Annotated in this window: 23 protein-coding genes; 9 read left to right on the top strand and 14 right to left on the bottom strand. The window is 61.7% G+C overall.

Annotated elements, in window-relative coordinates; genetic code table 11:
- Positions 1-63: 63 nt before the first annotated feature.
- Genes AXW84_RS07825 through AXW84_RS07815 form a run of 3 tightly spaced genes read left to right on the top strand, consistent with a single transcriptional unit; the run spans position 64 to position 3,722 of the window.
- A complete protein-coding gene (locus AXW84_RS07825) occupies positions 64-1,395 on the top strand; it encodes an HlyD family secretion protein (RefSeq protein WP_068231044.1) in 1,332 nt (443 codons plus the stop codon).
- Positions 1,396-1,429: 34 nt separating this feature from the next.
- On the top strand, positions 1,430-2,071 hold the full coding sequence (locus tag AXW84_RS07820) for a hypothetical protein (RefSeq protein ID WP_068231041.1): 642 nt from the start codon (positions 1,430-1,432) through the stop codon (positions 2,069-2,071).
- A 34-nt stretch (positions 2,072-2,105) separates the two neighbouring features.
- Entirely contained in the window at positions 2,106-3,722 is a 1,617-nt protein-coding gene (locus tag AXW84_RS07815) for a DHA2 family efflux MFS transporter permease subunit (protein ID WP_068231037.1), read from the top strand.
- A 64-nt stretch (positions 3,723-3,786) separates the two neighbouring features.
- Here the strand turns inward: AXW84_RS07815 and AXW84_RS07810 are convergent, their stop codons facing one another.
- From AXW84_RS07810 to AXW84_RS07785, 7 genes are all read right to left on the bottom strand, one after another.
- Positions 3,787-4,515 (bottom strand): phytanoyl-CoA dioxygenase family protein, encoded by a 729-nt coding sequence (locus AXW84_RS07810; RefSeq protein WP_068231034.1) that lies wholly within the window; start codon positions 4,513-4,515, stop codon positions 3,787-3,789.
- Position 4,516: 1 nt separating this feature from the next.
- Complete coding sequence (locus AXW84_RS07805) at positions 4,517-4,798, bottom strand: hypothetical protein (protein ID WP_162268250.1); 282 nt, start codon at positions 4,796-4,798, stop codon at positions 4,517-4,519.
- Between the two features lie 103 nt (positions 4,799-4,901).
- Entirely contained in the window at positions 4,902-5,378 is a 477-nt protein-coding gene (locus tag AXW84_RS24650) for an energy transducer TonB (RefSeq protein WP_157886882.1), read from the bottom strand.
- A 31-nt stretch (positions 5,379-5,409) separates the two neighbouring features.
- Positions 5,410-7,416 (bottom strand): (E)-4-hydroxy-3-methylbut-2-enyl-diphosphate synthase, encoded by a 2,007-nt coding sequence (gene ispG / locus AXW84_RS07800; RefSeq protein WP_068231027.1) that lies wholly within the window; start codon positions 7,414-7,416, stop codon positions 5,410-5,412.
- A gap of 342 nt (positions 7,417-7,758) precedes the next feature.
- Positions 7,759-8,733: an NAD(P)H-quinone oxidoreductase gene (locus tag AXW84_RS07795; protein ID WP_068231025.1), complete on the bottom strand. Its 975-nt coding sequence runs from the start codon at positions 8,731-8,733 to the stop codon at positions 7,759-7,761.
- Positions 8,734-8,783: 50 nt separating this feature from the next.
- Positions 8,784-9,296 (bottom strand): PAS domain-containing protein, encoded by a 513-nt coding sequence (locus AXW84_RS07790; RefSeq protein WP_068231021.1) that lies wholly within the window; start codon positions 9,294-9,296, stop codon positions 8,784-8,786.
- Between the two features lie 49 nt (positions 9,297-9,345).
- Positions 9,346-9,711: a hypothetical protein gene (locus AXW84_RS07785; protein ID WP_157886881.1), complete on the bottom strand. Its 366-nt coding sequence runs from the start codon at positions 9,709-9,711 to the stop codon at positions 9,346-9,348.
- Between the two features lie 197 nt (positions 9,712-9,908).
- On the opposite strand from AXW84_RS07785, the gene AXW84_RS07780 reads away from it, so the two are divergent.
- Positions 9,909-10,412: a hypothetical protein gene (locus AXW84_RS07780; RefSeq protein WP_157886880.1), complete on the top strand. Its 504-nt coding sequence runs from the start codon at positions 9,909-9,911 to the stop codon at positions 10,410-10,412.
- Between the two features lie 190 nt (positions 10,413-10,602).
- On the opposite strand, the gene AXW84_RS07775 is transcribed toward AXW84_RS07780, so the two are convergent.
- Complete coding sequence (locus AXW84_RS07775) at positions 10,603-12,792, bottom strand: glutamine synthetase III family protein (RefSeq protein WP_068231012.1); 2,190 nt, start codon at positions 12,790-12,792, stop codon at positions 10,603-10,605.
- 329 nt (positions 12,793-13,121) lie between these two features.
- Here AXW84_RS07775 and mtaB point away from each other — a divergent pair, with 329 nt between their 5' ends.
- From mtaB to AXW84_RS23125, 3 genes are read left to right on the top strand one after another with little or no spacing between them, the layout of a single operon-like run.
- Complete coding sequence (gene mtaB / locus AXW84_RS07770) at positions 13,122-14,456, top strand: tRNA (N(6)-L-threonylcarbamoyladenosine(37)-C(2))-methylthiotransferase MtaB (RefSeq protein ID WP_068231009.1); 1,335 nt, start codon at positions 13,122-13,124, stop codon at positions 14,454-14,456.
- A 55-nt stretch (positions 14,457-14,511) separates the two neighbouring features.
- Positions 14,512-14,691, top strand: a complete 180-nt coding sequence (locus AXW84_RS07765) for a hypothetical protein (RefSeq protein WP_068231006.1) — start codon at positions 14,512-14,514, stop codon at positions 14,689-14,691.
- Positions 14,679-14,972 (top strand): type II toxin-antitoxin system RelE/ParE family toxin, encoded by a 294-nt coding sequence (locus AXW84_RS23125; RefSeq protein WP_071891103.1) that lies wholly within the window; start codon positions 14,679-14,681, stop codon positions 14,970-14,972. Before AXW84_RS07765 ends, AXW84_RS23125 begins: the two co-directional genes overlap by 13 nt.
- Here AXW84_RS23125 and AXW84_RS24645 read toward each other — a convergent pair.
- The 6 genes from AXW84_RS24645 to AXW84_RS07740 all read right to left on the bottom strand — a co-directional run bounded on the left by AXW84_RS24645 (position 14,956) and on the right by AXW84_RS07740 (position 20,284).
- Positions 14,956-15,252: a hypothetical protein gene (locus AXW84_RS24645; RefSeq protein WP_157886879.1), complete on the bottom strand. Its 297-nt coding sequence runs from the start codon at positions 15,250-15,252 to the stop codon at positions 14,956-14,958. The genes AXW84_RS23125 and AXW84_RS24645 overlap by 17 nt on opposite strands.
- Before the next feature lie 19 nt (positions 15,253-15,271).
- Positions 15,272-17,005 (bottom strand): gliding motility-associated ABC transporter substrate-binding protein GldG, encoded by a 1,734-nt coding sequence (gene gldG, locus AXW84_RS07760; protein WP_068231003.1) that lies wholly within the window; start codon positions 17,003-17,005, stop codon positions 15,272-15,274.
- Positions 17,006-17,731, bottom strand: coding sequence for a gliding motility-associated ABC transporter permease subunit GldF (gldF, locus tag AXW84_RS07755; RefSeq protein ID WP_068231000.1), 726 nt, complete (start codon positions 17,729-17,731; stop codon positions 17,006-17,008).
- Positions 17,732-17,827: 96 nt separating this feature from the next.
- Positions 17,828-18,736 carry a gliding motility-associated ABC transporter ATP-binding subunit GldA gene (gene gldA / locus AXW84_RS07750; protein WP_068230997.1) on the bottom strand — a complete coding sequence of 303 codons (909 nt, stop codon included), beginning with the start codon at positions 18,734-18,736 and terminating at the stop codon, positions 17,828-17,830.
- 94 nt (positions 18,737-18,830) lie between these two features.
- Entirely contained in the window at positions 18,831-19,526 is a 696-nt protein-coding gene (locus AXW84_RS07745; protein ID WP_068230994.1) for an SDR family oxidoreductase, read from the bottom strand.
- Between the two features lie 98 nt (positions 19,527-19,624).
- The gene (locus AXW84_RS07740; protein ID WP_236943277.1) at positions 19,625-20,284 is read right to left on the bottom strand and encodes an SDR family oxidoreductase; all 660 of its coding nucleotides are present in this window, start codon (positions 20,282-20,284) and stop codon (positions 19,625-19,627) included.
- Positions 20,285-20,436: 152 nt separating this feature from the next.
- On the opposite strand from AXW84_RS07740, the gene AXW84_RS07735 reads away from it, so the two are divergent.
- Both AXW84_RS07735 and AXW84_RS07730 read left to right on the top strand, forming a co-directional pair.
- The gene (locus tag AXW84_RS07735) at positions 20,437-21,168 is read left to right on the top strand and encodes an MlaE family ABC transporter permease (RefSeq protein WP_068230987.1); all 732 of its coding nucleotides are present in this window, start codon (positions 20,437-20,439) and stop codon (positions 21,166-21,168) included.
- 62 nt (positions 21,169-21,230) lie between these two features.
- On the top strand, positions 21,231-22,040 hold the full coding sequence (locus tag AXW84_RS07730) for an ABC transporter ATP-binding protein (protein WP_068230984.1): 810 nt from the start codon (positions 21,231-21,233) through the stop codon (positions 22,038-22,040).
- Positions 22,041-22,043: the final 3 nt, after the last annotated feature.

Here is a 22,043-nt window from a genome sequence, read left to right as displayed (position 1 = left end):
ACAGTTTATTCAGCAAGGCAAAATCAGCCGGCAAGAAACCAGATTCTGAACCCTACCCCCCTCATGGCCGATCACCTTACGTCTCCCGCCCGGCGGCAAGTCGCCGACCCTTCGGACGCGCCCGACCGGCGCGTGGGTAACAACCCGCGCCGCGTGCAGCCACAGGCCAAGGATGCACCCGCCGACACCACCGAAAAGCCCATTTACCGGCGCACCTGGTTTCTCATCCTGGCGGCGGTGGGGTTGGTGCTGCTGCTGATTTGGGGCGTGCGCTACTATCTATACACCAGCGACCACGAGACTACCGACGACGCCTTCGTAGAGGGCAATGCCGTGCGGGTGAGTCCGCGCGCGGCCGGCCAGGTGCTGAAGGTGTACGTGCGTGACAACCAGCTGGTAAAGAAAGGCACGCTGCTAATGGAAATAGACCCGCGCGACTACCAGGCCCAGCTGGCCCAGGCCGAGGCTCAGGTGACCAGCGCCCGCGCCCAGCGCAACACCGCCGAGCAGGCCAGCGCCTCGCGGCGCAGCGTGATTGCCCAGCAGCAGGCCCAACTAGCCGCCGCCGAGGCCAGCGCGGCCCAGGCCCAGGCCGAGGCGCGCGCCGCCCACGCCCAGGCCGCCAACGACGCCCGCAACGAGCAGCGCTACGCCGAGCTGTACAAGACCGATGCCGTGTCGCGCCAGCGCTACGACCAGGCCCTGACCACCGCCCGCGCCAGCGCCGACCAGGCCGCCGCCGCCGACCAACGCACCCAGGCCGCCCGCGCCCAGGCCAGCCAGGCCACCGCCGTGGTGGCCCAGGCCCGCAACGACTACCGCCAGGCCACCGAGCAAATCAGCGTGTCCGACGCCCAGATTGCCCAGGCCCAGGCCGCCGCCGACCAGGCCCGGCTCCAGCTCTCCTACACCAAGCTCTACGCCACCGAAACCGGGCGCGTAACAGGCAAGGCCGTGGACGAGGGCCAGACCGTGGCCGTGGGCCAGCAGTTGCTGCTCATCACCTACGGGCAGCTGTGGGTGACGGCCAACTTTAAGGAGACGCAGCTGGCCCACATGCGGGTAGGCCAGCCGGTGTTGATTGAGGTCGACACCTATTCGGGCGAGCAGTTTCGGGGGTCGGTCGAGAGCTTCCAGCGGGGCACTGGGGCACGCTTCAGCCTGCTGCCGGCCGAGAATGCTACCGGCAACTACGTGAAGGTGGTGCAGCGCATCCCGGTCAAAATCGTGTTCAACGGCCAGCCCGACCTGCACCTGCTGGCCCCCGGCATGTCGGTGACGCCCGAGGTGGACATCACCGTGGTGCCCACCCGGCAGGCCGCCGATACCACCCACGTCGAGGCCAGCCCCCGCGTAGTGAACCACGCCGCCCGCCGCCGGGTGGGGCCCCAGTAACCTTCTTACTATCAAGTTCAACCGCTCTTCAATCATGGAAGCCCCTACCCCCCCCGGCCGCTGGGAAGCCGACCTCAACGGCTTTTTTGCCAACCTCGCGCAAGAGGACCAGGCATTTATCGACAACCTGAAGCGCCAGACCGACTTCTATAACAATACCGCGCGCCCGGCCCTCGAAACGGCTGCCGCCGCCCTGCGCCCCCACGCCCGCACCTGCGACACCGGCCTCGACGATGGCCGCGTGTACCTCATTATCCGGCACCTGGATGGCCCCGTCGAGTTTCAGTACGCCGTGGTGGCCGAGGTACGCATCGAGGCCGTACTGCCCTACGTGCACTGCTGGTTCGAGGAAAACAAGCTGGCTAAGGCCATTGAAGCCGAGCAGGGCCAGCCCGAGGCGCCGCCCAAAGAAGAGAAGGACGATAAAAAGGACAAGAAGAAGGACGACGACAAGGCCGACGGTAAAGAGGGCGGCGATGAGGCCCCGGAAGGCGGCGGCGACAAGCAAGATGACAAGGAGCCCACCCGCACCAAAACTATCGAGTTACTAGGCACCTGGCGCGACGACCGCCAGATTGAGAGCGTGACGCAGGAAGAAATCCTCGCCGATTTCCTCAACCACTACCAGGAAGCCGTGGCGCAGGCGCGCACCCACCTGCACACCACGCCGCGCTAACGCCGGCAGCCCTTCCCCTCCTTTTCCCTTCGTCATGGCGCAAACGCAAACCTTGTCTAAGCCCGCCGGGGCCGGGCTGGCCGGTCACCTCAAGTGGGCCATCGCCATCACGGTGGCGCTGGGCACGTTCATGGACGTGCTGGACAACTCCAGCGTGTCGGTGGCCCTGCAAAACATCGGCGGCAGCCTCGGTGCCTCGCAAGACGACGTGACTTGGGTCATCACGGTGCTGCTGGTGGCCAAGGCCGTGATGCTACCCACGGCGAGCTTTTTGTCCACGGCCATTGGGCGGTCGCGCCTGTTCATGCTGGCGCTAGTGGCCTACGGGGTGTCGTCGCTGCTGTGCGGGCTGTCGTCGTCGCTGGGCATGCTGCTGGTCATGCGAGCCTTTCAAGGTCTGTGCGGCGGCATTATTCCGCCCGTCGGCCAGGCCATTCTCAAAGATTCCTTTCCGCCCGAGGAGCAGGGGCAGGCGTTTGCGCTGTTTGGCGTGGCCACGGTGGTGGCCCCCACGGTGGGGCCCCTGCTCTGCGGCTGGCTCGTGGACAGCTACAGCTGGCACTGGGTGTTTTTCGTCAACGTGCCCATTGCCCTCATCACCGCGTTCTTGGTGACGGCGCTGGTGAAAGACCCGCCGGAGCTGGTGAAGGAAAAAGCCAACGCCTGGGCCAAGGGCATCAGCGTGGACTACATCGGCCTGAGCCTGCTGGGCCTGGGCCTGAGCGCGTTGCAATACGTGCTGAGCCGGGGCGAGCGCGACGACTGGTTCAGCTCGCAGGCCATTATCCTGCTCAGTGTTGCGGCGGCGGTGCTACTGGTGGGCGGCATTATCTGGGAGATGCGCGCCAAAAACCCGCTCCTCGACCTGAGCCTGTTCCGCAGCCGCACGTTCACGGCTGCCATGCTGGTCATGTTCGTGGTGGGCGCGCTGCTCTACGGCAGCACCACGCAGCTGCCGCAGTTTTTGCAGTCGCTGCTGGGCTACCGGGCCGTCGATAGCGGCCTGGCCATCACGCCGGGCGGCCTGTCGCTGATTTTGCTGATGCCCATTGTGGGCTGGCTAACGGGCAAGGTGCAGGCCCGCTGGCTGATCGGCTTTGGCCTGGTAGTTAGCTCGTTGGCCTGCTTCTACTACGCGCACATCCTGAGCACCACCGTTGATTTTCGCACGGTGGCCACGGCGCGCATCTACCAAAGCCTGGGGCTGGGCTTCCTGTTCGTGCCCATTACCGTGGCTTCCTACGTGGGCCTGGCCAAGTCCAAAACCAACCAAGTGGCTATGTTCACCAACCTGGTGCAAACCATCGGGGGCGGCTTTGGTATCGCGGCCATCGAAACCGTAATTGCCCGCCGCAGCCAGTTCCACCAGAGCCGCATCGTCGACCACCTCACCTTCACCAACCCCGACTACGCGGCGGGCCTGCGCCAGTTCGCTACCTCCGTGTTCGGCCGGGTCAACGCCAGCGGGGTCGATGCCATGCGGCAGGCCCAGGGGGCCATCTACCGGGTCGTGCAGCAGCAGGCCACCACCCTGGCTTACACCGACGCCTTCTACCTGTTGGGGTTCGCCTGCCTGTTTTCCATCGGGCTCGTTTTCCTCATGAAAGCCAATAAACCCGGCGCGGGCGGCCAGGCCGACGCAGCTGCCTAAGGCGGACGGCCGACCCCTGCTAGTTACCCAGCAGTTTTCGGGCCCCCAGCCTGCCGCGCAAGCTTCACCGAGCGTGCCACAGCGCCCGCCGCTCGCGCCACACCAGCCCCGCGGGCAGCTCCTGGGCCGAAAACTCCAGATGAACCACCCGCCGCGGCCGGTCGCTGGTGCTGCGGTTGGAGGCGTGCAGTAGCAGCGGCTTCATCAGCAGGGCCCCACCGGCGGGCACGGCGCACACAGCGGCCGTAGCTGTTTGGCCAGCAATGGTTTCGGCCGGCACCACGCCACGCCGGTGCGAGCCGGGCACCACTTTCAGGGCCCCATTAGTGGCGTCGCAGTCGTCGAGGTGCAGGCGCACGGTGATGGTGTTTTCAAGCACTTCCACCGGCGGCTGCACCGCCACCCAGCCGGCCTTGGCCGTCCAGGGCCCAAAGCCGAGCACATCGGCGCGGTGCTCCACGTTAATCATCAAATCCTGGTGCCAAGCCACTAGCCAGTTCGAGCCCGCCGGCTTGTCGAAATAAATAGCCTTGGTGAGGTGGCAGCCGGTCGGAAACAATTCGCCCAACACGTCACGCAGCGCAGCAGTATTTAATAGGGCCCCCAGCGCCGCTATTTCTTCCAGCAAATTGCGAATTGCAAACACGTCCTGGCTACGCCGGAAATTGGCGCCAGCCGCGGGGGCGCTTTCGATGCAGTGCAGCAGGGCGGTTACTTCGAGCAGAGTGAGGAGCTGCGGGAGAATTGTTAAACCATGCTGCCGGAGCAATTGAACTGATGCAGAAGTAACCATATCAATCGCCAAAAGCTAACAAGCCGCAATCAGCTGCAAATGCTTGCTTTAAGATGGAAGCCAGATTGGGTATAGCCGCAGCAACGGCAGGCGTTAGCATTACCCGCTTTTGTTGCACGTTCTGACTTATCCAGCGAAACTTACCGTAATAATCGAGGTGACTTTCAATTATTTTTAAATTCTGGGCTTGTACAAATTCCTCGTACTCAATACCGCCGACATAGGTTAAGCCCCGGTGATGCACGGGTTTTTCGTCGGGGATAAAACTAAAATCAAGCATCAATAATACTCAGGTTGTAACAGGCAAATAGCAGAAGCATTTTGGTAACGGCTGGAAAATTTAGTACGTCATCGCCATGTGGCGGATGAAGGCACAAAAAACGCTATTAATTAGCTTCTTTTCCAAAATCGATTCCAGTTGTAATACCAACTGGTACAGCGCGCCCTTTCTGAATGCCGGGATTAAGAGTACCCAATGTTCTTACAGCAGCGGCAGCCGCTTCGAGGCAAGCATTGTTTAATCTTTTGTCAAAGGCAGGCATTGGCACTACGTCAGTAATTCGGCCATCCCGAGCAACCATAAATCGAACAAAAACTTTAGCTGGCTTATTGATCGGTTTGAAATCCGCCGGATATACAAGACCTTTTTGAATTGCATTATGAATTCTGATTTCTTTTTTCGCATTGCTCAAATTTTGGTCACTGGACAATGAAGGCATACTATCTACATAGACATAAGGACCATCAGCTACAACTATAGTATCCTTGGATACTGACGATTGCAGAGTCTGGCCTTGCGAGGTATTAGGCCATAAAATCAAGCCGCAAAAAGAAACAATAAGAATTTCCCAGACTTCTTTCATGACTCGTAAATCAGTTTAGACAAACTCATCATTAAACTCCCACCGGTTCGCCCACCACTTCCTTTTCAATCCACTTGCCGTCTTCGCGCATTAGCTCGATTAATTCGTCCACGGCGCGCTCTTCGGGGACGGCTTTTTTGATGACGTCCTGGCCGCGGTAGAGGGCGATTTTGCCTTTGCCCACGCCCACGTAGCCGTAGTCGGCGTCGGCCATTTCGCCGGGGCCGTTCACGATGCAGCCCATGATGCCAATTTTGATGCCCTTGAGGTGGTCGGTGCGCTGGCGAATCAGAGCGGTGGTTTCCTGCAAGTCGAACAGGGTGCGGCCACAGCTGGGGCAGCTGATGTATTCGGTCTTGCTCATGCGGGTGCGCGCCGCCTGCAAAATGCCAAAGCTGAGCTGGTTGAGCCCCCCCACGGTGCCAAGCCAAGCCTCCTGCGGCATTTCGGTCAGCAGCTCAGTGCTCAGCGCTACCCCGTCGCCAAGGCCATCGATGAGTAGCCCCCCCGCATCGGTGGCCGCGTCGAGCTGCGTTTGGGCAGCCGGTTGGGGCCCATGGGCCCGGCAGATGACGACCGGGCAGCTCACGCCGGCGTTTATTAATTCAAAAAAGGCCCGGCGCAGTTCCGGCATGGCGTGGGCGTTGGTCGTCACGAGTGCTACCACCACGGCACGGTCGTCGCGCAGGCGGGCGAGCAGGGCAGCGTCGAGTACGTCGAGCGACAGCAGCAAGAAGTTGAGCTGCGGGTGATGCTCGGGCAACCCACTGCGGCGCGGGTCGGCCATGTAGCGGTCGGCCGTCATCAGGGGGTAATGGTCGAGGCGGCGGCCGGTGTCGGCCCAGGCGGTGTAATTCACGATTTCCTTCAGGCCGTTGGGCAGCATGAAGGGCACCGGCCGCTCGCCGGTGTAGATGTAGTCGGCCCCCAGGTCCGACATCTGGAACTTATCGAGGAACTGCGAGTATAGGTGCCCGGCGGCGCGCAGGTCGCCGTATTCCAGCCGCGGCAGCCGCGAAAGGTCGGCGACGACGCGCGGCACGTTCAGGCCCCCAAAGTTGGCCACCTCGTGGGTGTGGCGGCGCAGGTACTGAAACGGGTTGAGGGGCTCGGGGCCCACCAGCGGCCGGATGGGCCGGGCCGTGGCGGCGCGGCCCACGTAGCGGTCAATCAGCATGCGGGCCACGGGGGCCTCGGCCTCTGGGGCCTCCGTCAGGCTCACGCGCACGGTGTCGCCCAGGCCATCTTCGAGCAGCGTGCCGATGCCCACGGCCGACTTGATGCGGCCGTCCTCGGCCTCGCCGGCCTCCGTCACGCCCAGGTGCAGCGGGTAGGGTTGCAGGCCCTCTTCGTCGAGCTTTTGCACCAGCAGGCGGTAGGCCTGCACCATCACCTGGGTGTTGCTGGCCTTCATGCTCAGCACCACGTCGTGGTAATTCTCCTCCTCACAAAGGCGCAAAAACTCCAGCGCCGACTCCACCATGCCCAGCGGCGTGTCGCCGTAGCGGCTCAAGATCCGGTCGCTCAGCGAGCCGTGGTTGGTGCCGATGCGCATGGCCGTGCCGTACTGCTTGCAGATTTTCACCAGCGGCCGGAACCGCTCGCGGATGCGCTCGACCTCGGCCGCGTAGCTGGCGTCGGTATACTCAATTTCCTCAAACTTCTTTTTGTCAGCGTAGTTGCCGGGATTTACGCGCACCTTTTCCACGATGCGGGCGGCCAGCTCGGCGGCGTTGGGCGTGAAGTGAATGTCGGCGATGAGCGGCACATTGCAGCCGCGGGCCCGCAGTTCCTTCTTGATTTCCAGCAGGTTCTGGGCCTCCTTCACGCTGGGGGCTGTGATGCGCACGTACTCGCAGCCGGCGGCCACCATGCGCAGGGTTTGCTCCACCGAGCCGAGGGTGTCCATCGTGTCGACGGTGGTCATGCTCTGCACGCGGATGGGGTAGTCGCCGCCCATGGGCACGCCACCGATGTTCACCACCCGCGCCACGCGGCGCTTGTACTCGGTCAGGCTGGGGCAATACGTCTTGTTCATGGCCAGAAAACTAGGGGCCCCGGTCGAAAGTTGCAGGGCCACACAAAGGTAACTTGATGGCGCGACGCCTGGCCCCGCCCGCATTATTCCACCCGTCGCGGCATTGCCGGGGCCCCACGCCCGCGGCCACACCCGCGCCACGGTAGGGCGGCCCGTGGCTCGGTTTTGCGGCGGGTACAGGTTTTGGGTCAGCACCCACGCCGATAGGGCCCAGGCTAGCGGTTTTCAAGTCAGTATACCGCCAACGGCTTGTAGAACGGAGTAGCACTCCGTTTCCGTGCGAACGCCAAACGGAGTGGCACTCCGTTTTACAACACCGGGTACACTTGCTTGCAAACTGCTTTAGCTTCTCACCTCCAGCACAATTTTGCCAATGTGGGCGCTACTTTCCAGCAGCCGATGCGCCCCAGCGGCTTCGGCCAGCGGAAACGTTTGGTGGATGAGCGGGCGAAACTTACCGGCCGCCACCAAAGGCCACACGTGCTGCTCAACGGCGGCGGCCAGCGCGGCCTTGAAATCGGCCGAGCGCGGGCGCAACGTGCTGCCCGTGATGGTAAGGCGGCGTTGCATTACCTCCAGTGCACTAAAGGCGCCGGCCCCACCCTGCGTGGCGTTGATGAACACCAGGCGACCGTCATCCTTCAGCAAACGCAGATTTTTGGCGATGTAGTCGCCGCCCACCATGTCGAGAACGACGTCCACACCTTCGCCTTTTAGCACCTCCTCGAAGTCCTCGGCTTTGTAGTTGATAGCCCAGTCGGCGCCCAAGTCGCGGCACGCCGCGCACTTGGCATCGGAGCCGGCCGTGGTGGCCACGCGGCTGCCCAAAGCGTGGGCCAGTTGGATGGCCGTGGTGCCGATGCCGCTGCTGCCGCCGTGCACCAGCAGCGTTTCACCAGGTTGCAGGGCCCCGCGCTGGAACACGTTGTGCCACACCGTGAACACGGTTTCGGGCAAGGCTGCGGCCGCTACCGGGCCCAGGCCGTCGGGCACGGGCAGGCAGTGCCGGGCGTCCACCACGGCATATTCGGCGTAGCCACCGCTCGCCAGCAGGGCGCACACGGCGTCGCCGGGCTGCCAGCGCGGGGCCCCGGGGCCGCAGGCTTCCACCACACCCGCTATTTCGAGGCCGGGCACCGAGCCCGCCACGTCGCCACTCCCGGCGTACTTGCCCTGGCGCAGCAGCACGTCGGGGCGGTTCACGCCGGCGGCCTGCACGCGCACCAGCACCTGGCCCGCGGCGGGCCGGGGCTTGGGTGCATCGGTGAGCTGTAACACGTCGGGGCCGCCGGCTTGGCGGATGGTAATGGCTTTCATGGACGGCGCGGATGGGTACGGGGCCCTGTACGGGCCCCACCGCTGGGCCGTTACCTGGCCGCCAGCTGCTGCTGCAAATCCTGCACCTGGTGCTCCAGCTCCAAGTTGCGGAACGTTACCTTGGCTTCGAGGTCGGCGTAGGAACTTTGCAGCTGCTCGGCCACCAGCTTCTGGTCGTGGATGTCGGTGCACGTGCCAAACCACGTGGTGAGGGCCCCCTGGGCGTCGTGCCACGGGCGGGCCTGGCCCAAAAACCAACGGTAGCTGCCATCAGCCGCCCGGAAGCGGTATTCAATGCCGTAATTGTCGCCCGTGGCCAGCGAGTGGCCCCATACGTCGCGCGCCCGGGCCCGGTCGTCGGGGTGTAGCAGGTTGTTCCACATATCGGGCCCCACGCTGTCGGCCAGCGTGCAACCGGTGAAATCAATCCACCGCTGATTGAAATAAATGTGGAAGCCGGCAGCATCGGTTACCCACACCAGCTGCGGAATCATGTCAACCAAAAACGTAAACTGTTCCGCGCCAATAGCGGGCACGGCGGCGGCAGAAGCGTTGGGATTCACAGGCAAATAAATAAGTAGCGAGAAATGGCCAAATTAACGTGCAGGGCGCCTAAAGTCGGCCAAGCTGGAGCTCCATACCCGACGCAAAATACAGGCTGAGCTGGCTGCGCAGCCCATCGGCCGAGCGGCGCAGGCGCGTCACTAAAGCCCGGGTTTCCTCAGCGGGCAGCTCGAAGCGCAGGTACGGGCGGTTCAGCAGCTCGTCGCGCGTCACGGCCCAACGGCCAGTTTCGGCAGGGCCGTCAGACGCTGCGTGCGTTTCCAACTGCCCGGGGCCCAGTACCAGCCGCGTGGCCTGGGCCAGCAGGCTGTCCGGATCGTTGCGATTCAGCACCCGGCTGAGCACCGCCCAGTCGCCATTGAAATACGCATCGGGAATTTGTTGTAGATTAATATCCAGAAGCAAATCAGTCATGTACAGGTATAAACTGCGCCGGCAATGCTCCAACGCAAAAATAAAAACCGGCTCAGGCCCAACCAGAAGCGAGCCGCTTTGCTCGCCCTTGGGGGCCCAAATCACAACCAACAACGGTAGTGCTGCCGTACTCGTTCCGTAATTGACCCTGTTCACTCTCCTGAAAGGAAACTTTACGCCCCGCCGTGCCCCGCCTTATGAAGACCCCCGCATTGTTTCCTTTGGTGGCCCGCGCTGCCCGCCGCACCGGCCTCACGGCTTGGCAAACGGGCCGCTTGTTTCGCCAACTCGCCGCCCGGGCCCTCGACGCGGTGCAGGACGTGCTGCGGGCCGAGGTAGAAAAAGGCAACTTTAAGCTGGTGGCCGACTTTTTGTCCAATAAGGCCGTGCCCGCTGCCCGGGTGCTGCTACTCGAGCGCATGAGCGTGCGCCTGCTGGCCCGCCTGGGCTTGCGCGGGGCCCTGGCTTCCAACGTGGTGGGCTGGGTGCTGCCCTTTGTGCTGGAGAAACTAGTAGTGGCGGCCCTGAAAAGCGGCCTGCTCGATAAGCTGAAGGCCAACCCTACCGTGGGCGAAACCCTCGGCCGGCTCGACGAGCTGCGCCTCGCCACCTGGCACTTGCTCGTGCCCGACCCCGGCAGCGGCGCCGAGCTGGTCGAGGATGGGGCCCCGGCCCAGCTTCCCAGCGGGGGCCCCGCCTAGCCACCGGCCCGGGGCCCCATCCTCGGCCAGCCCGGCACTTCACCGCCTTGCCCGCGCCAGGGCCGCCCAAGGCCTCAAGCTGCCCACCATGGCCCACAAAAAAAGGCAGCCTACGCAGGCTGCCTCTTTCAAAACCGGGGCGCGGCGAGAATTCCCACCCAACACCGGACCCGATTCTACCCCTTGGGGCCTAGTTCCGGAACAAAAGCTCGCGGTACTTAACCAAGGGCCAGTCCTCATCGGCCACCATCTGCTCGAGCTTATCTACGGCACGGCGGATGGGGGCGAACTTCGTTTTAATGTCGTCGCAATAAGCAATGGCCTGCTCGCGCACATCGGTTAGCTTGTTGGCGTCTTTGCGGGCTTCTACCATCGCGTCGACGTTGGTTTTGATGGTCGACACGTAGCCCGAAATGGCCTTAATCATTTCAATCGTCACCTGCGCGTGGTCGGTGTCGAGGCCCAGCTCGCGCAGGCCGCGCACGTTTTCCACGAGCTTGGTTTGGTAAGCAATGGCCGTGGGGATGATGTGGTTGATGGCCAAATCGCCCATCACGCGGCCCTCAATCTGAATCTTCTTCTGGTACTCTTCCAGCAAAATCTCGTGCCGGGCGTGCAGCTCCACCTTCGACAGGATGCCGTGGCGAACAAACAGGTCCGTAGAATCTTGCGTCACCAGGGCATCGAGGGCCAGAGGCGTGGTCGGCACGTTTTTCAGGCCCCGGCGAGCGGCTTCCTCTTTCCACTCGTCAGAATAGCCGTTGCCCTCGAAGCGGATGCTTTTCGAGCTGATAACGTATTGGCGCAGCACCTCCACGATGGCCACTTCCTTCTTTTTGCCCTGGTCAATCAGTTCGTCCACTTCAGTTTTGAAATCGATGAGCTGGTCGGCCACGATGGCGTTCAGCGTCGTCATGGCCGACGAGCAGTTGGCCGATGAGCCCACGGCGCGGAACTCAAACTTATTGCCGGTGAAGGCAAACGGCGACGTCCGGTTGCGGTCGGTGTTGTCGAGCAGAATGGGCGGAATCTTGTCGATGCCGAGCTTCAAGTAAATGTTGTCGCCCTTGTCGAGCGGCACCTTGGCCGTGCGCTCCAACTCGTCGAGCACCGAGTCCAGCATCGAACCCACGAACACCGACATGATGGCGGGCGGCGCTTCGTTGGCCCCCAGGCGGTGGTCGTTAGACGCCGAGGCGATGCTGGCGCGCAGCAAGTCGCCGTAGCGGTGCACCGCCTTGATGGTGGTGATGAAGAACGCGAGGAATTGCAGGTTTTCTTTCGGCCGGCGGCCGGGAGCGAGCAAGTTCACGCCCGTATCGGTGCTCATCGCCCAGTTGTTGTGCTTGCCCGAGCCATTCACGCCAGCAAAGGGTTTCTCGTGCAGCAGCACCTTGAGGTTGTGGCGCTCGGCCACCCGCCCCATGATGTCCATCAACAGCTGGTTGTGGTCCACGGCCAGGTTAGCATCCTCGAAAGTAGGGGCACACTCAAACTGGTTAGGGGCCACCTCGTTGTGGCGGGTGCGCAGCGGAATGCCGAGTTGGTTGGCTTCTTCCTCAAATTCGAGCATGAAGCCGTGGGCCCTTGCCGGAATCGAACCAAAGTAATGGTCGTCGAGCTGCTGGCCCTTGGCCGGAGCGTGGCCAAACAAGGTGCGGCCGGTCATCACCAGGTCGGGGCGGGCGTCGTACAGTGCCTTGTCTACCAAGAAGTATTCCTGCTCGATGCCCAGCGTAGTGTGCACCCGGCTCACGTCCTTGTCAAAGTACTGGCACACGTCGAGTGCAGCTTTTTCCAGCACGGCCAGCGACTTCAGCAGCGGGGCTTTGTAGTCAAGCGCCTCGCCAGTGTAGGCCACGAAGATGGTAGGAATGCACAGCGTTTTGGCGCCTACGGTTTCAATAATAAATGCGGGTGAGGTAGGGTCCCAAGCGGTGTAGCCGCGGGCCTCAAACGTATTGCGGATGCCACCGTTGGGAAACGACGAGGCATCGGGCTCCTGCTGCACCAGCGCCGAGCCTTTGAAGCTCTCGATGGCGCGGCCTTCCGAGTTCAGGTCGAAAAACGAGTCGTGCTTTTCGGCCGTTGCGCCGGTCAGGGGCTGGAACCAATGCGTGTAGTGCGTGGCCCCCTTGGCCATGGCCCAGGTTTTCATGGCTGAAGCCACGGCGTCGGCCACGTTGCGCTCCACTGCGGCGCCCTGCTTTACGGCGGCTTGCAGCTTCTTAAAATATTCGCCGGCCATATTGGCCCGCATAGCTTCTAGGTTGAACACGTTTTGGCCGAAGCTGTCGGAGCGCCGCGGGTGGGCGGGCTTTACAGTAACGGCTTTGCGCTCGTTAACCAATTCAAGCGCTTTGAAACGGAGGATAGCCATACGGGTGGGTAAAGGAAGAAGGCTAAGTTAAAATTTCAACAACAGGTGTGTTTTTGTAAGGACAAAGATATGGTTTGAATTAATTTTACCAACGAACACCTCCTAAAACAGGGTATTTTCCTGAAAAAAACGGAATTTTAAAGTTTAACGTAAAAAATTAAAGGGACTTGCAAACGTTTCAAGTAAGCGCAACCGTTCCCGCATAAGTTATATCGAGCGGCTTGTTTGATGGTAATGCTTCCACCATGCGGAAGAGTGCTCCTGCACTCTGCCCATAAGCTCATACTCATCGGCTAGGGCCCCGAGCCCTGTTCGTATCTTTGCGGGCTATGGCAACTTCCCAATCCGTCGCCTTTTACACGTTAGGCTGTAAGCTCAACTTCTCCGAAACGTCGGCCATCGGCCGGCAATTTGAGGACAAAGGCTTTCAACCGGTGGCGTTCGAAGCCGGCGCCGACTACTACGTTATTAATACCTGCTCCGTCACGGACCACGCTGACCGCAAATGCCGCAAGGTAGTCCAGCAGGCCCTGAAGCACAACCCCGCGGCCTTCGTGGCCATCGTGGGCTGCTACGCCCAGCTTAAGCCCGAGGAGATTTCCAACATTCCCGGCGTGGCGGCGGTACTCGGCGCGGCCGAGAAATTCCAGCTCGCCGACACCATTGCTGGCTTGCCGAGGCCGGCGGCCGGGGCCCCCGGCCACGTGCGGGCCTCCCCTATTTCGGCCGCTACGGAGTTTCACCCGGCCCACTCGTTTGGCGACCGCACCCGCACGTTTTTGAAAGTGCAGGACGGCTGCGACTACTCGTGCTCATTTTGCACCATTCCGCTGGCGCGGGGCGGCAGCCGCTCGGGCAGCATCGCCAGCGTGGTGGCGCGGGTGGAGGAGTTGGCCGCCCAGGGCGTGCCCGAAATCGTGCTCACGGGCGTGAACCTGGGCGATTTCGGCCTCCAGGGCCCCGAGCGCGAGCGGCGCGAAGACTTCACCCAGCTGGTGGCGGCCCTCGATCAAGTAAAAGGTATCCGGCGCTTCCGCATCAGCAGCTGCGAGCCCAACTTGCTGACGGACGAGATTTTGACGACTGTGGCGGCCTCGCGGTGCTTCATGCCCCACTTCCACATCCCGCTGCAAAGCGGGTCCGACAAAATACTGGGCCTGATGCGTCGCCGCTACCGCCGGGCCCTCTACGCCCAGCGCGTGGCCCGCATCAAGGAGCTGATGCCGCACGCCTGCATCGGCGTGGACGTGATTGTGGGCTTCCCGGGCGAGACGGACGCCGACTTCCTGGATACCTACCAGTTCCTCAACGAGCTACCCATCAGCTACCTCCACGTATTCCCATACTCGGAGCGGCCCGACACGCTGGCCCCTACCCTGCCCGGCCGCGTGCAAGACCGGCTGCGCCACGAGCGCACCACCCAGCTCCGCAGCCTCTCGGAAAAGAAAAAGCGTGCCTTTTACGAGGAGCACATAGGCCTGGAAACCGAAGTCCTGTTTGAGGACGACGTGCACAACGGCCGCATGGAAGGCTTCACGCCCAACTACATCCGCGTGGTGGCCAAGTACGACCCGCTGCTGGTGGGCGAAACCAGGGCCCTCCGCCTAAGCGCCGTCAATGCCCAGGGACTGATGGAGGCGGAAGAAGTTGGGGTGCTGGTGTAGGCCGTAGAAAACTACTGGCTTCCTATCTTTAACGGAACGCTCAATCCCATCCGCCATGACTAAAGAAACCTTGAAAACCACGATTGACCAACTTCCCGATAAGTTTGAGTTGGAAGAACTGATTGACCGCCTGATTTACATCGAGAAAATAGAGCAAGGATTTGCCGCTGCTGAGCGCGGAGAATCCAAGACGCACGAAGAAGTCAAGGAATTAGTAAAGTCATGGCGCAAATAGTCTGGTCGAATCCGGCAATCGAGGATTTGCACCAACTGCGTGAATTTTATTCACAGTTCTCTGAAGGCTATGCCAACCGGCTTATTGATAAGCTAATTGCGCGGGTGGATATTCTAATAAACTTCCCGCAGAGCGGCCGAATGGCTCCGCAATTTAAGGATGGGCTTACGCGGGAATTGGTGAGTGGGGATTATAGTATTATCTACCGTATCCACACTACGGATACAGTTGTTATTTCCCGTATTCAAAACAACGCCAAGCCACTCACGCGGCTGAATTAGAAACATCGAGTTCCAACTTCTTATTCCATTCCACAACGTCGCTTAAGCAGTGTAAATAAGAATTTGGGGAGTCTTTTAAATCGATTCCTTCTACCAAAAAAATAGCATCCCAAATTTTTCTTTCATCCTTTGCGGGAAGGAAATTTATACGCCGTTCTTCTAACCCAACACGGGTTTTATAAGCCCAATTGGAAGCTTCTTCACGGCTAATTTCCTGCGAAAGCACACGTTGGAGAATAACGCTAATCATTCTCAGGTCAACATAGCTGGAGTTCTCCATCTTTTAAATGGGCTAAACTTTAGCTTGCAAAACTCGCAAACCGCCGCTTGCGCCGCCAGGCGCGCAGGGCCCCAAACAGGCCCAATAGCAGCAGTGGGGCCCCCAGGTTGAGGAGTTGCCAGCGGCGGCGCTCCTCGGCGAGGCGCACTTTGTCGAGGGGGCGGAGGGTGATTTGCTTGCCGCGCACGGCGATGAGGCCGGTGTCGTCGAGCAGGTAATCGGTGGCGTTGAGGACCAGTTCGCGGTTGGCGAATTCGGTGTTGGCGAGGCGGTCGAAGCCCAGGCGCAGGGGGCGGCCGGTTTTCTTATCGATTTCGCTGCGGATGAAGTCGCCGTCGGCGATGACCAGGATTTTGCTGGGCTTGGCCTGGGCGTTTTTCTCGGGCTGGTACTGCATGGTGCCGGGCCGCGTGCGGTTGGCAAACAGCGACTTGAACTGGCCTTCGAGCAGGTAGCCCACCGGCTGGAACCCGTTTTGGTAGAGCTTGGGGTTGGGCTCGAGGCGGGCGTCGTTGAAGTTGATGGGCACCGGGGCGGGCAGCACGCGGGTGTAGCGCGAGGTGGTCATGAGGGCCGTTTTGCGCACGCCCACGGCCTTCACCGTGTCGAGGTTGCCGGCAAACTTGAGGTACACCGCGTCGAGGTTGCGGGTGATGGGGTGGGCACTGAACTTGTTAACGAGCGGGTAGAGCTGCCAGGGCATGGGCTCAATTTTGGGCTTGTTGCCCTCCATACCCGTCACCAGCGGAATCTGGCCCGAGTTGAGGTCGAGCACCAGGTTTTGGTTCAGGCGCAGGCCGTACTTGAAGAACAGGTCGTCAAGGTTCAAATTGTAGGGCGTGGCCAGGGCGGCGCCGTTGCGGCTCACGCTGTCGAGGTCCACGCGCAGGGCATCGACGAAAAACAGCGCCCGCCCGCCCTGCGTGATGAACTGGTCGAGCTTGAACTTCTCTTCCTCCGAGTACGGCGATTTGGGCTGGGCCACCACGATGGCGTCGAGGGCCCGCAGGTCCGGCACCTGGCTGAGGGTCACGCGGTACACGTCGTACTGCTGCTGCCAGGCCCCCAGAATGTCGCCGGCTTCGGCGTTGCTCAGCTCGCCGTGGCCCTGCACCACGCCGATGCGTTTGCGGCGGCCGGGCACCAAGTTACGGATAGTGCTGGCCAGCTCATATTCCAGGCCCTCAATGCTTTGGTTGAGGCGCACATCGGGCGAGGCGGTTTGGCTGCCGCGCAGCAGCAGCACGTTTTTCTCCTTACCGCCCACGCTCACCACGGCCCAGGGGAAGATAATTTTCTCGACGCGCTTGCCGTTTTCGGTGGCACCCAAGTTAGTGGGCTTCAAGCCTTTTTTGAAGAGCGTCTGGTAAAACTTGTTGCGGTTGGCCTCGGTGCTGCCCGCGCTGGGGTCGATGAAAATGTAGTTCAGGTTGGCCCCGCCGTACACCTTGAACTCGTTCAGCGTTTCGCGCACGCCCTGCTCGAGGCGGCGGAAGGCGGGCGGAAAGTCACCGGTGAGGTACACCGTGATGGTGACCGGCTCCTTCAAATCGGAGAGCAGCTTTTTGGTGGCCGGGGCCATCGTGTAGCGCTTCTCCTCTGTTAAGTCGAGGCGCACAAATAGGCGCTGGCCGATAAAATTCAGCAGCAGCAAGCCCCCCAGCACGGCGGCAAAACGCAGCAAATCGGCGCGTTTGCGCGAGGGCACGGCGGGGGCCCCGGGGGCGGGCAAGTGGTCAGTCGTCGTTTCCATTTACCAGTTGCGGCTGCGCAAAACCAACCGCGTGGCTTGCAGCGCCACGGCCACCACACTTAAAAAATATACCACGTCGCGCGAGTCCACCAAGCCCTTGCTCAGGTCGCGGTAGTGGGCCGCGATGCCGAGCTGGCTTACGTAGTACGCCGCGCTGCCGTCGAGCACCGAGGCCAGCGAATCGAAGCCCGAGTACAGCAAAAAGCACCCCACCACGGCCACCAGGAAGGCAATAATCTGGTCGCGCGTGAGCGCCGAGGCCAGCACGCCCACCGCCGCAAACACCGCCGCCAGCAGCGCCAGCCCCAGGTACGAGCCCACGGTGGCCGCCGAATCGATGTTGCCGGGAGGGCTGCCCAGCCGGTAGACCGAGAAGTAGTAGAGCAGCGTAGGCACCAGCGCCAGCAGTGCCAGCAGCAAGCAGGCCAGGTACTTGCCGCCGATGATCTGGCCGTCGGTGAGCGGGCGCGTGAGCAGCAGCTCGATGGTACCGGCCTTTTTCTCCTCGGCAAACGTGCGCATGGTGATGGCCGGAATCAGGAACAGGAACAGCCAGGGGGCCAGCGAAAACAGCGTCTGCAAATCGGCAAACCCGTAGTCGAGGATGCTGCTGTCGGGGAATACCCAGACGAACAGGCCCGTCGCCACCAGAAAAACCCCCAGCACCACGTAGGCCACGGCGGAGTTCAGGAAAGCGTTGAATTCTTTATTTAAAATAGTGAGCATATATTGATTGATGTGAGGAATGTGATAATGTGGGAGATATGAGAATTATTTAATTCCCACATTTTCCACATCCGCACATCTCCACATTTAAAAAACTTACTTCGTCAATTCCCCAAACACGGCTTCCAGCGACTGCTGCTCCTGGCGGAGGCCCAGCAGCACCCAGCCCTCTTGGGCGGCAAGGCGCGAGATGGCGCCGCGCAAGTCCGTGCCGGGCGCGCTGCGTAGGCTGACGAAGCCGCCGGGGCCCGCCTCTACGCCGCGCACGCCGGGCAGCTGGGCCAGGCGGGCGGCGTCCACGGGGCCCTCAAATTCGGCGCGGACGATGGTTTCGCCGGCGGCGCGGGCGGCCAGCTCGGCCACTGGGCTGTCGGCCACCAGCTTGCCGCGGCTGATGATGATGACGCGCGAGCACAGCGCCGTGACTTCGGGCAGGATGTGGGTGCTGAAAATCACCGTTTTGTCGTGGCTCACTTCCCGAATCAGCTCCCGGATTTCCTGGATTTGGTTGGGGTCGAGGCCCGTGGTGGGCTCATCAAGAATGAGCACGCTGGGATCATGGAGCAGCGCCTGGGCGAGGCCCACGCGCTGGCGGTAGCCCTTGCTCAGGGCCCCAATTTGCTTGTTTTGCTCGCGGCTCAGGCCCACGCGGCGCACCAGCTCGGCCACGCGGTTGCGCAGGCTGGGGCCCCGCAGGCCGTGCACCGCCCCGATAAATTCGAGGTACTCGTGCACGTACATGTCGAGGTAGAGCGGGTTGTGCTCGGGCAGGTAGCCCACCTCGCGGCGCACGGCCAGGCTCTCGGTTTGTACGTCGTGGCCAGCCACGCGCACGGTGCCGGCGCTGGGCGGCAGGTAGCCGGTGGCAATCTTCATGGTCGTGCTTTTGCCCGCGCCATTGGGCCCCAGGAAGCCCACAATCTCGCCCTTGCCCGCCGTGAAGCTGATGTCATCCACGGCATTCTGGGTGCCGTAGATTTTGCTCAGGTGTTCTATTTCTACCATTTTAGTTGTCAGTGCTAGTTGTCAGTTGTTCGTTCGCTTTAATTGCCGACAGCACATTCTGACAACTAACAACGAGCAACTAATAACTAAGCTATTACTTTTTGACTTGCGCCGGCCGCAGCTGGATTTCCGACACCATGATGGCCGCGGAGGCTTCCAGGGCGTGCACAATGGCGTCGGCCACGTCGGCGGGCTGCATCTTGTAGGGGTTGGGCTGGGCCCCGGGCTGGCCGCCGTTGAAGTTGGTTTCGACCGAGCCGGGCATAACGCAGGTGACGCGGATGCCGTCGGGCCGCAGCTCCTTAAACAGCGCGTCGGAGAAGCCGCGCAGCGCATACTTAGTGGCGCAGTAGCCCGCCATGCCCTCGGTGCCCACCGTACCGGCCAGCGAGGCCACGTTGACGATGTGGCCAGCCTGCTGCTTTTTCATCTGCGGCAACACGGCGCGGGTGCAGAAAAACGGCCCGTTCACGTTCGTTTCGAACATCAGCTGCCAGTCGGCGCTGTCGAAGCCGTCCACGTCGCCCATCACGCCCACGCCGGCGTTGTTCACCAGCACGTGGATTTCGGGCCCCAACTCGCGTTGGGTGTTGGTGAAGGCCTCGGCCACGTCGTGCTCGTCGCGCACGTCGCATTCAAAGAACTGGAACCGCTCGTGGTCCAAGCCCTCGGGCGCAGTGCGGCCCCAGCCGGCCACCAGGGCCCCTTTTTGCAGGAGCGCCTCGGCGGTGGCGCGGCCGATGCCCTTGGCGGGGCCCGTGACGATGGCGATTTTGCCGGATAAGTCCATGGGGTACTTCTAAAAAGAATGCGGGGCCCCCATCGCAACGCGGGCGGGGCCGGGGTGCAAAGTAACGGCCTCAGTGCTGCCGGGCCCCAGGGCCCTCATTAAATATCACCTAACTGGGGCCGAATCAGCAGCTCCTCAACCACGGCCTGGGGCGAAAGGCTGAACGCCCCGAAGATGGCCTCGGCCACGTCGTCGGCCCGAATGAAGCGCTCGGCGGGCAGGTCCACGCCCTCCCAGCTGGCAGTGAGGGTGGCCCCGGGCAGCACGGCCGTTACCCGAATGCCTTGGTCCTTAAGCTCTTCGCGCAAGTTGCGGGTGAAGCCGTAGAGGGCGTGCTTGGCGATGCCGTAGGAACCGCCCGTGGGGTAGGCCGTGATGCTGGCCGTGGAGCAGAGCGTGAAAATGTGCCCGCTGCCCTGCCGGATGAGCGTGGGCAGCAGCGCCCGCGTGAGGTCGTAGGCGCTGAGCAGGTTCACGGCCAGCAACTGGCGCAGCTGCGAGCCGTCGGCGGGCTCGTCTTGCAGGCGGCCGGGCAGGAAGGCCCCGGCGTTGTGCACCACGGCGGCCAGCGTGCCCGGTTGGGCCAGCACAAACTCGGCGAAGTGCGCGCAGCCGGCCGGGTCGGCCAGGTCGGCGGGGAGGGTGTGCAGCACGGCCCCGGGCACGTGGTGCGCCACGGTGGCGGCCAGCACGGCCAGCTCGTCGGCGGCGCGGGCGCAGGTGGCCACCGCGTAACCGGCCCGGGCAAAGCGCAACACTACGGCCCGCCCGATACCTTTGGTTCCGCCGGTAACAACGACTAAATTTTGGTTTGCTTCCACTCGTTTTCTTGGTTTTTACGTAAGCTGCCCGGCAGCACTTCGCGCGCCCGATTGTTATCCCTTTACCTTACCGCTTCGCACCTGACTTTATGTTTACAACTTTTGGCAAGTTTGTCCTTTTCCTGCAAGGTATGCTCAGCCGCCGCGAACGGGTGGCCGTGCTTTGGGCCCGTACCGTCGACGAGGCCATGCTCATCGGCGTCGATTCGGTATTCATCGTTGCCATCGTGTCGGCCTTTATCGGGGCCGTAACCTGCGTGCAGATTGCTTATAACCTCACCAATCCGCTCATTCCCAAGGCCACCATCGGCTACATGGTGCGCGAAATGACGATTTTGGAGCTGGCCCCCACCATCACCAGCATCGTGCTGGCGGGCAAGGTGGGCAGCAGCATCGCCGGGGGGCTGGGCACCATGCGCATCACCGAGCAAGTATCGGCGCTGGAGGTGATGGGCATCAATTCGGCCTCGTACTTGGTGTTTCCGCGCATGCTGGCCTCCATCCTCATGTTTCCGCTGCTCGTGGTTTTGGCCATGGTGCTGTCCATTCTGGGTGGCTACTTGGCCGGTACGCTCACCGGTGCCATGGCCCCGCAAGATTTTATTGAGGGCATTCGCGAGGATTTTGTACCCTACAACATCGTGTTTGCGCTGATTAAATCGGTGGTTTTTGCGTTCTTAATTTCGGGTATTTCCTCCTTCAAAGGGTTCAATACCACGGGTGGGGCCCTGGAAGTAGGCGCGGCCAGCACCGGCGCCGTTACCAACTCCATCATCGCCATCCTCATCGCCGACTTCGTGCTGGCCGCCGTTCTACTTTAAGCTGCTAGCTTTTATTCGTTAAAAGCAGGTGTTTAACAGCTATCAGCCAACAGCTAAATCTCATGATTGAAGTATCTAACGTCCAAAAAGCTTTCGACGGCAACCCCGTGCTCCGCGGTATTAACTGCGTCTTCGAAACGGGCAAGTGCAATTTGCTGCTTGGCGGCTCGGGCACGGGCAAAAGTGTGCTCTTGCAGTGCATTGTGGGCCTGATGAAGCCCGACATCGGCTCCATTACCTTCGATGGCACGGTGTACACCAACAACAAGGTGGCCATCCGCCAGGAAATCCGCCGCAAAATCGGGATGCTGTTCCAGGGCTCGGCGCTGTTCGACTCGATGACGGTGGCCGAAAACGTGGCCTTCCCCCTGCAAATGCTCACGCCCGAAATGTTGGCCGACGAGCGCCGGGACCGGGTGGAATTTTGCCTCAAGCGCGTGGGCCTGGAAAACGCGGGCAACAAGATGCCAGCCGAGATTTCGGGCGGCATGAAAAAGCGCGTGGGCATCGCCCGCGCCATCGCCCCGCAGTGTACTTACCTGTTTTGCGACGAACCCAACTCGGGCCTCGACCCGGCCACGAGTATCAAAATTGACAACCTGATTCACGAAATCACCCACGAGTACAACATCACCACCGTCATTGTGACCCACGACATGAACTCGGTGATTGAAATCGGGGAGCACATCATTTTCCTCCACAAGGGCGAAAAGCTGTGGGACGGCACCAAGGACGAAATCCTGAACGTGGAAGTGCCGGAGCTTAAGGAGTTCATCTTTAGCAGCAGCCTGGTGCGCGCCGCTAAGCGGGTGGACGACGAAGGCGGCCTCGCCGCCATCACCGACGAGCATCCCGAGGGGGCCAACATTTAGGGC

The organism is Hymenobacter sp. PAMC 26628, assembly GCF_001562275.1.
Classification (GTDB): domain Bacteria; phylum Bacteroidota; class Bacteroidia; order Cytophagales; family Hymenobacteraceae; genus Hymenobacter.
This window is presented reverse-complemented; position numbering and strand designations above follow the sequence as displayed.

Bases quoted from the DNA above. Each gene is read 5' to 3' on its own strand.
- AXW84_RS07730 (WP_068230984.1), top strand. From the start codon at position 21,231: ATGATTGAAGTATCTAACGTCCAAAAAGCTTTCGACGGCAACCCCGTG.
- AXW84_RS07795 (WP_068231025.1), bottom strand. From the start codon at position 8,733: ATGAAAGCCATTACCATCCGCCAAGCCGGCGGCCCCGACGTGTTACAG.
- AXW84_RS24650 (WP_157886882.1), bottom strand. From the start codon at position 5,378: ATGAAAGAAGTCTGGGAAATTCTTATTGTTTCTTTTTGCGGCTTGATT.
- ispG (WP_068231027.1), bottom strand. From the start codon at position 7,416: ATGAACAAGACGTATTGCCCCAGCCTGACCGAGTACAAGCGCCGCGTG.
- AXW84_RS07810 (WP_068231034.1), bottom strand. From the start codon at position 4,515: ATGGTTACTTCTGCATCAGTTCAATTGCTCCGGCAGCATGGTTTAACA.
- AXW84_RS07815 (WP_068231037.1), top strand. From the start codon at position 2,106: ATGGCGCAAACGCAAACCTTGTCTAAGCCCGCCGGGGCCGGGCTGGCC.
- AXW84_RS07785 (WP_157886881.1), bottom strand. From the start codon at position 9,711: ATGACTGATTTGCTTCTGGATATTAATCTACAACAAATTCCCGATGCG.
- gldA (WP_068230997.1), bottom strand. From the start codon at position 18,736: ATGGTAGAAATAGAACACCTGAGCAAAATCTACGGCACCCAGAATGCC.
- AXW84_RS07765 (WP_068231006.1), top strand. From the start codon at position 14,512: ATGACTAAAGAAACCTTGAAAACCACGATTGACCAACTTCCCGATAAG.
- AXW84_RS07745 (WP_068230994.1), bottom strand. From the start codon at position 19,526: ATGGACTTATCCGGCAAAATCGCCATCGTCACGGGCCCCGCCAAGGGC.
- AXW84_RS07775 (WP_068231012.1), bottom strand. From the start codon at position 12,792: ATGGCTATCCTCCGTTTCAAAGCGCTTGAATTGGTTAACGAGCGCAAA.
- AXW84_RS24645 (WP_157886879.1), bottom strand. From the start codon at position 15,252: ATGGAGAACTCCAGCTATGTTGACCTGAGAATGATTAGCGTTATTCTC.
- AXW84_RS07825 (WP_068231044.1), top strand. From the start codon at position 64: ATGGCCGATCACCTTACGTCTCCCGCCCGGCGGCAAGTCGCCGACCCT.
- gldF (WP_068231000.1), bottom strand. From the start codon at position 17,731: ATGCTCACTATTTTAAATAAAGAATTCAACGCTTTCCTGAACTCCGCC.
- mtaB (WP_068231009.1), top strand. From the start codon at position 13,122: ATGGCAACTTCCCAATCCGTCGCCTTTTACACGTTAGGCTGTAAGCTC.
- AXW84_RS07780 (WP_157886880.1), top strand. From the start codon at position 9,909: ATGAAGACCCCCGCATTGTTTCCTTTGGTGGCCCGCGCTGCCCGCCGC.
- gldG (WP_068231003.1), bottom strand. From the start codon at position 17,005: ATGGAAACGACGACTGACCACTTGCCCGCCCCCGGGGCCCCCGCCGTG.
- AXW84_RS07735 (WP_068230987.1), top strand. From the start codon at position 20,437: ATGTTTACAACTTTTGGCAAGTTTGTCCTTTTCCTGCAAGGTATGCTC.
- AXW84_RS07820 (WP_068231041.1), top strand. From the start codon at position 1,430: ATGGAAGCCCCTACCCCCCCCGGCCGCTGGGAAGCCGACCTCAACGGC.
- AXW84_RS23125 (WP_071891103.1), top strand. From the start codon at position 14,679: ATGGCGCAAATAGTCTGGTCGAATCCGGCAATCGAGGATTTGCACCAA.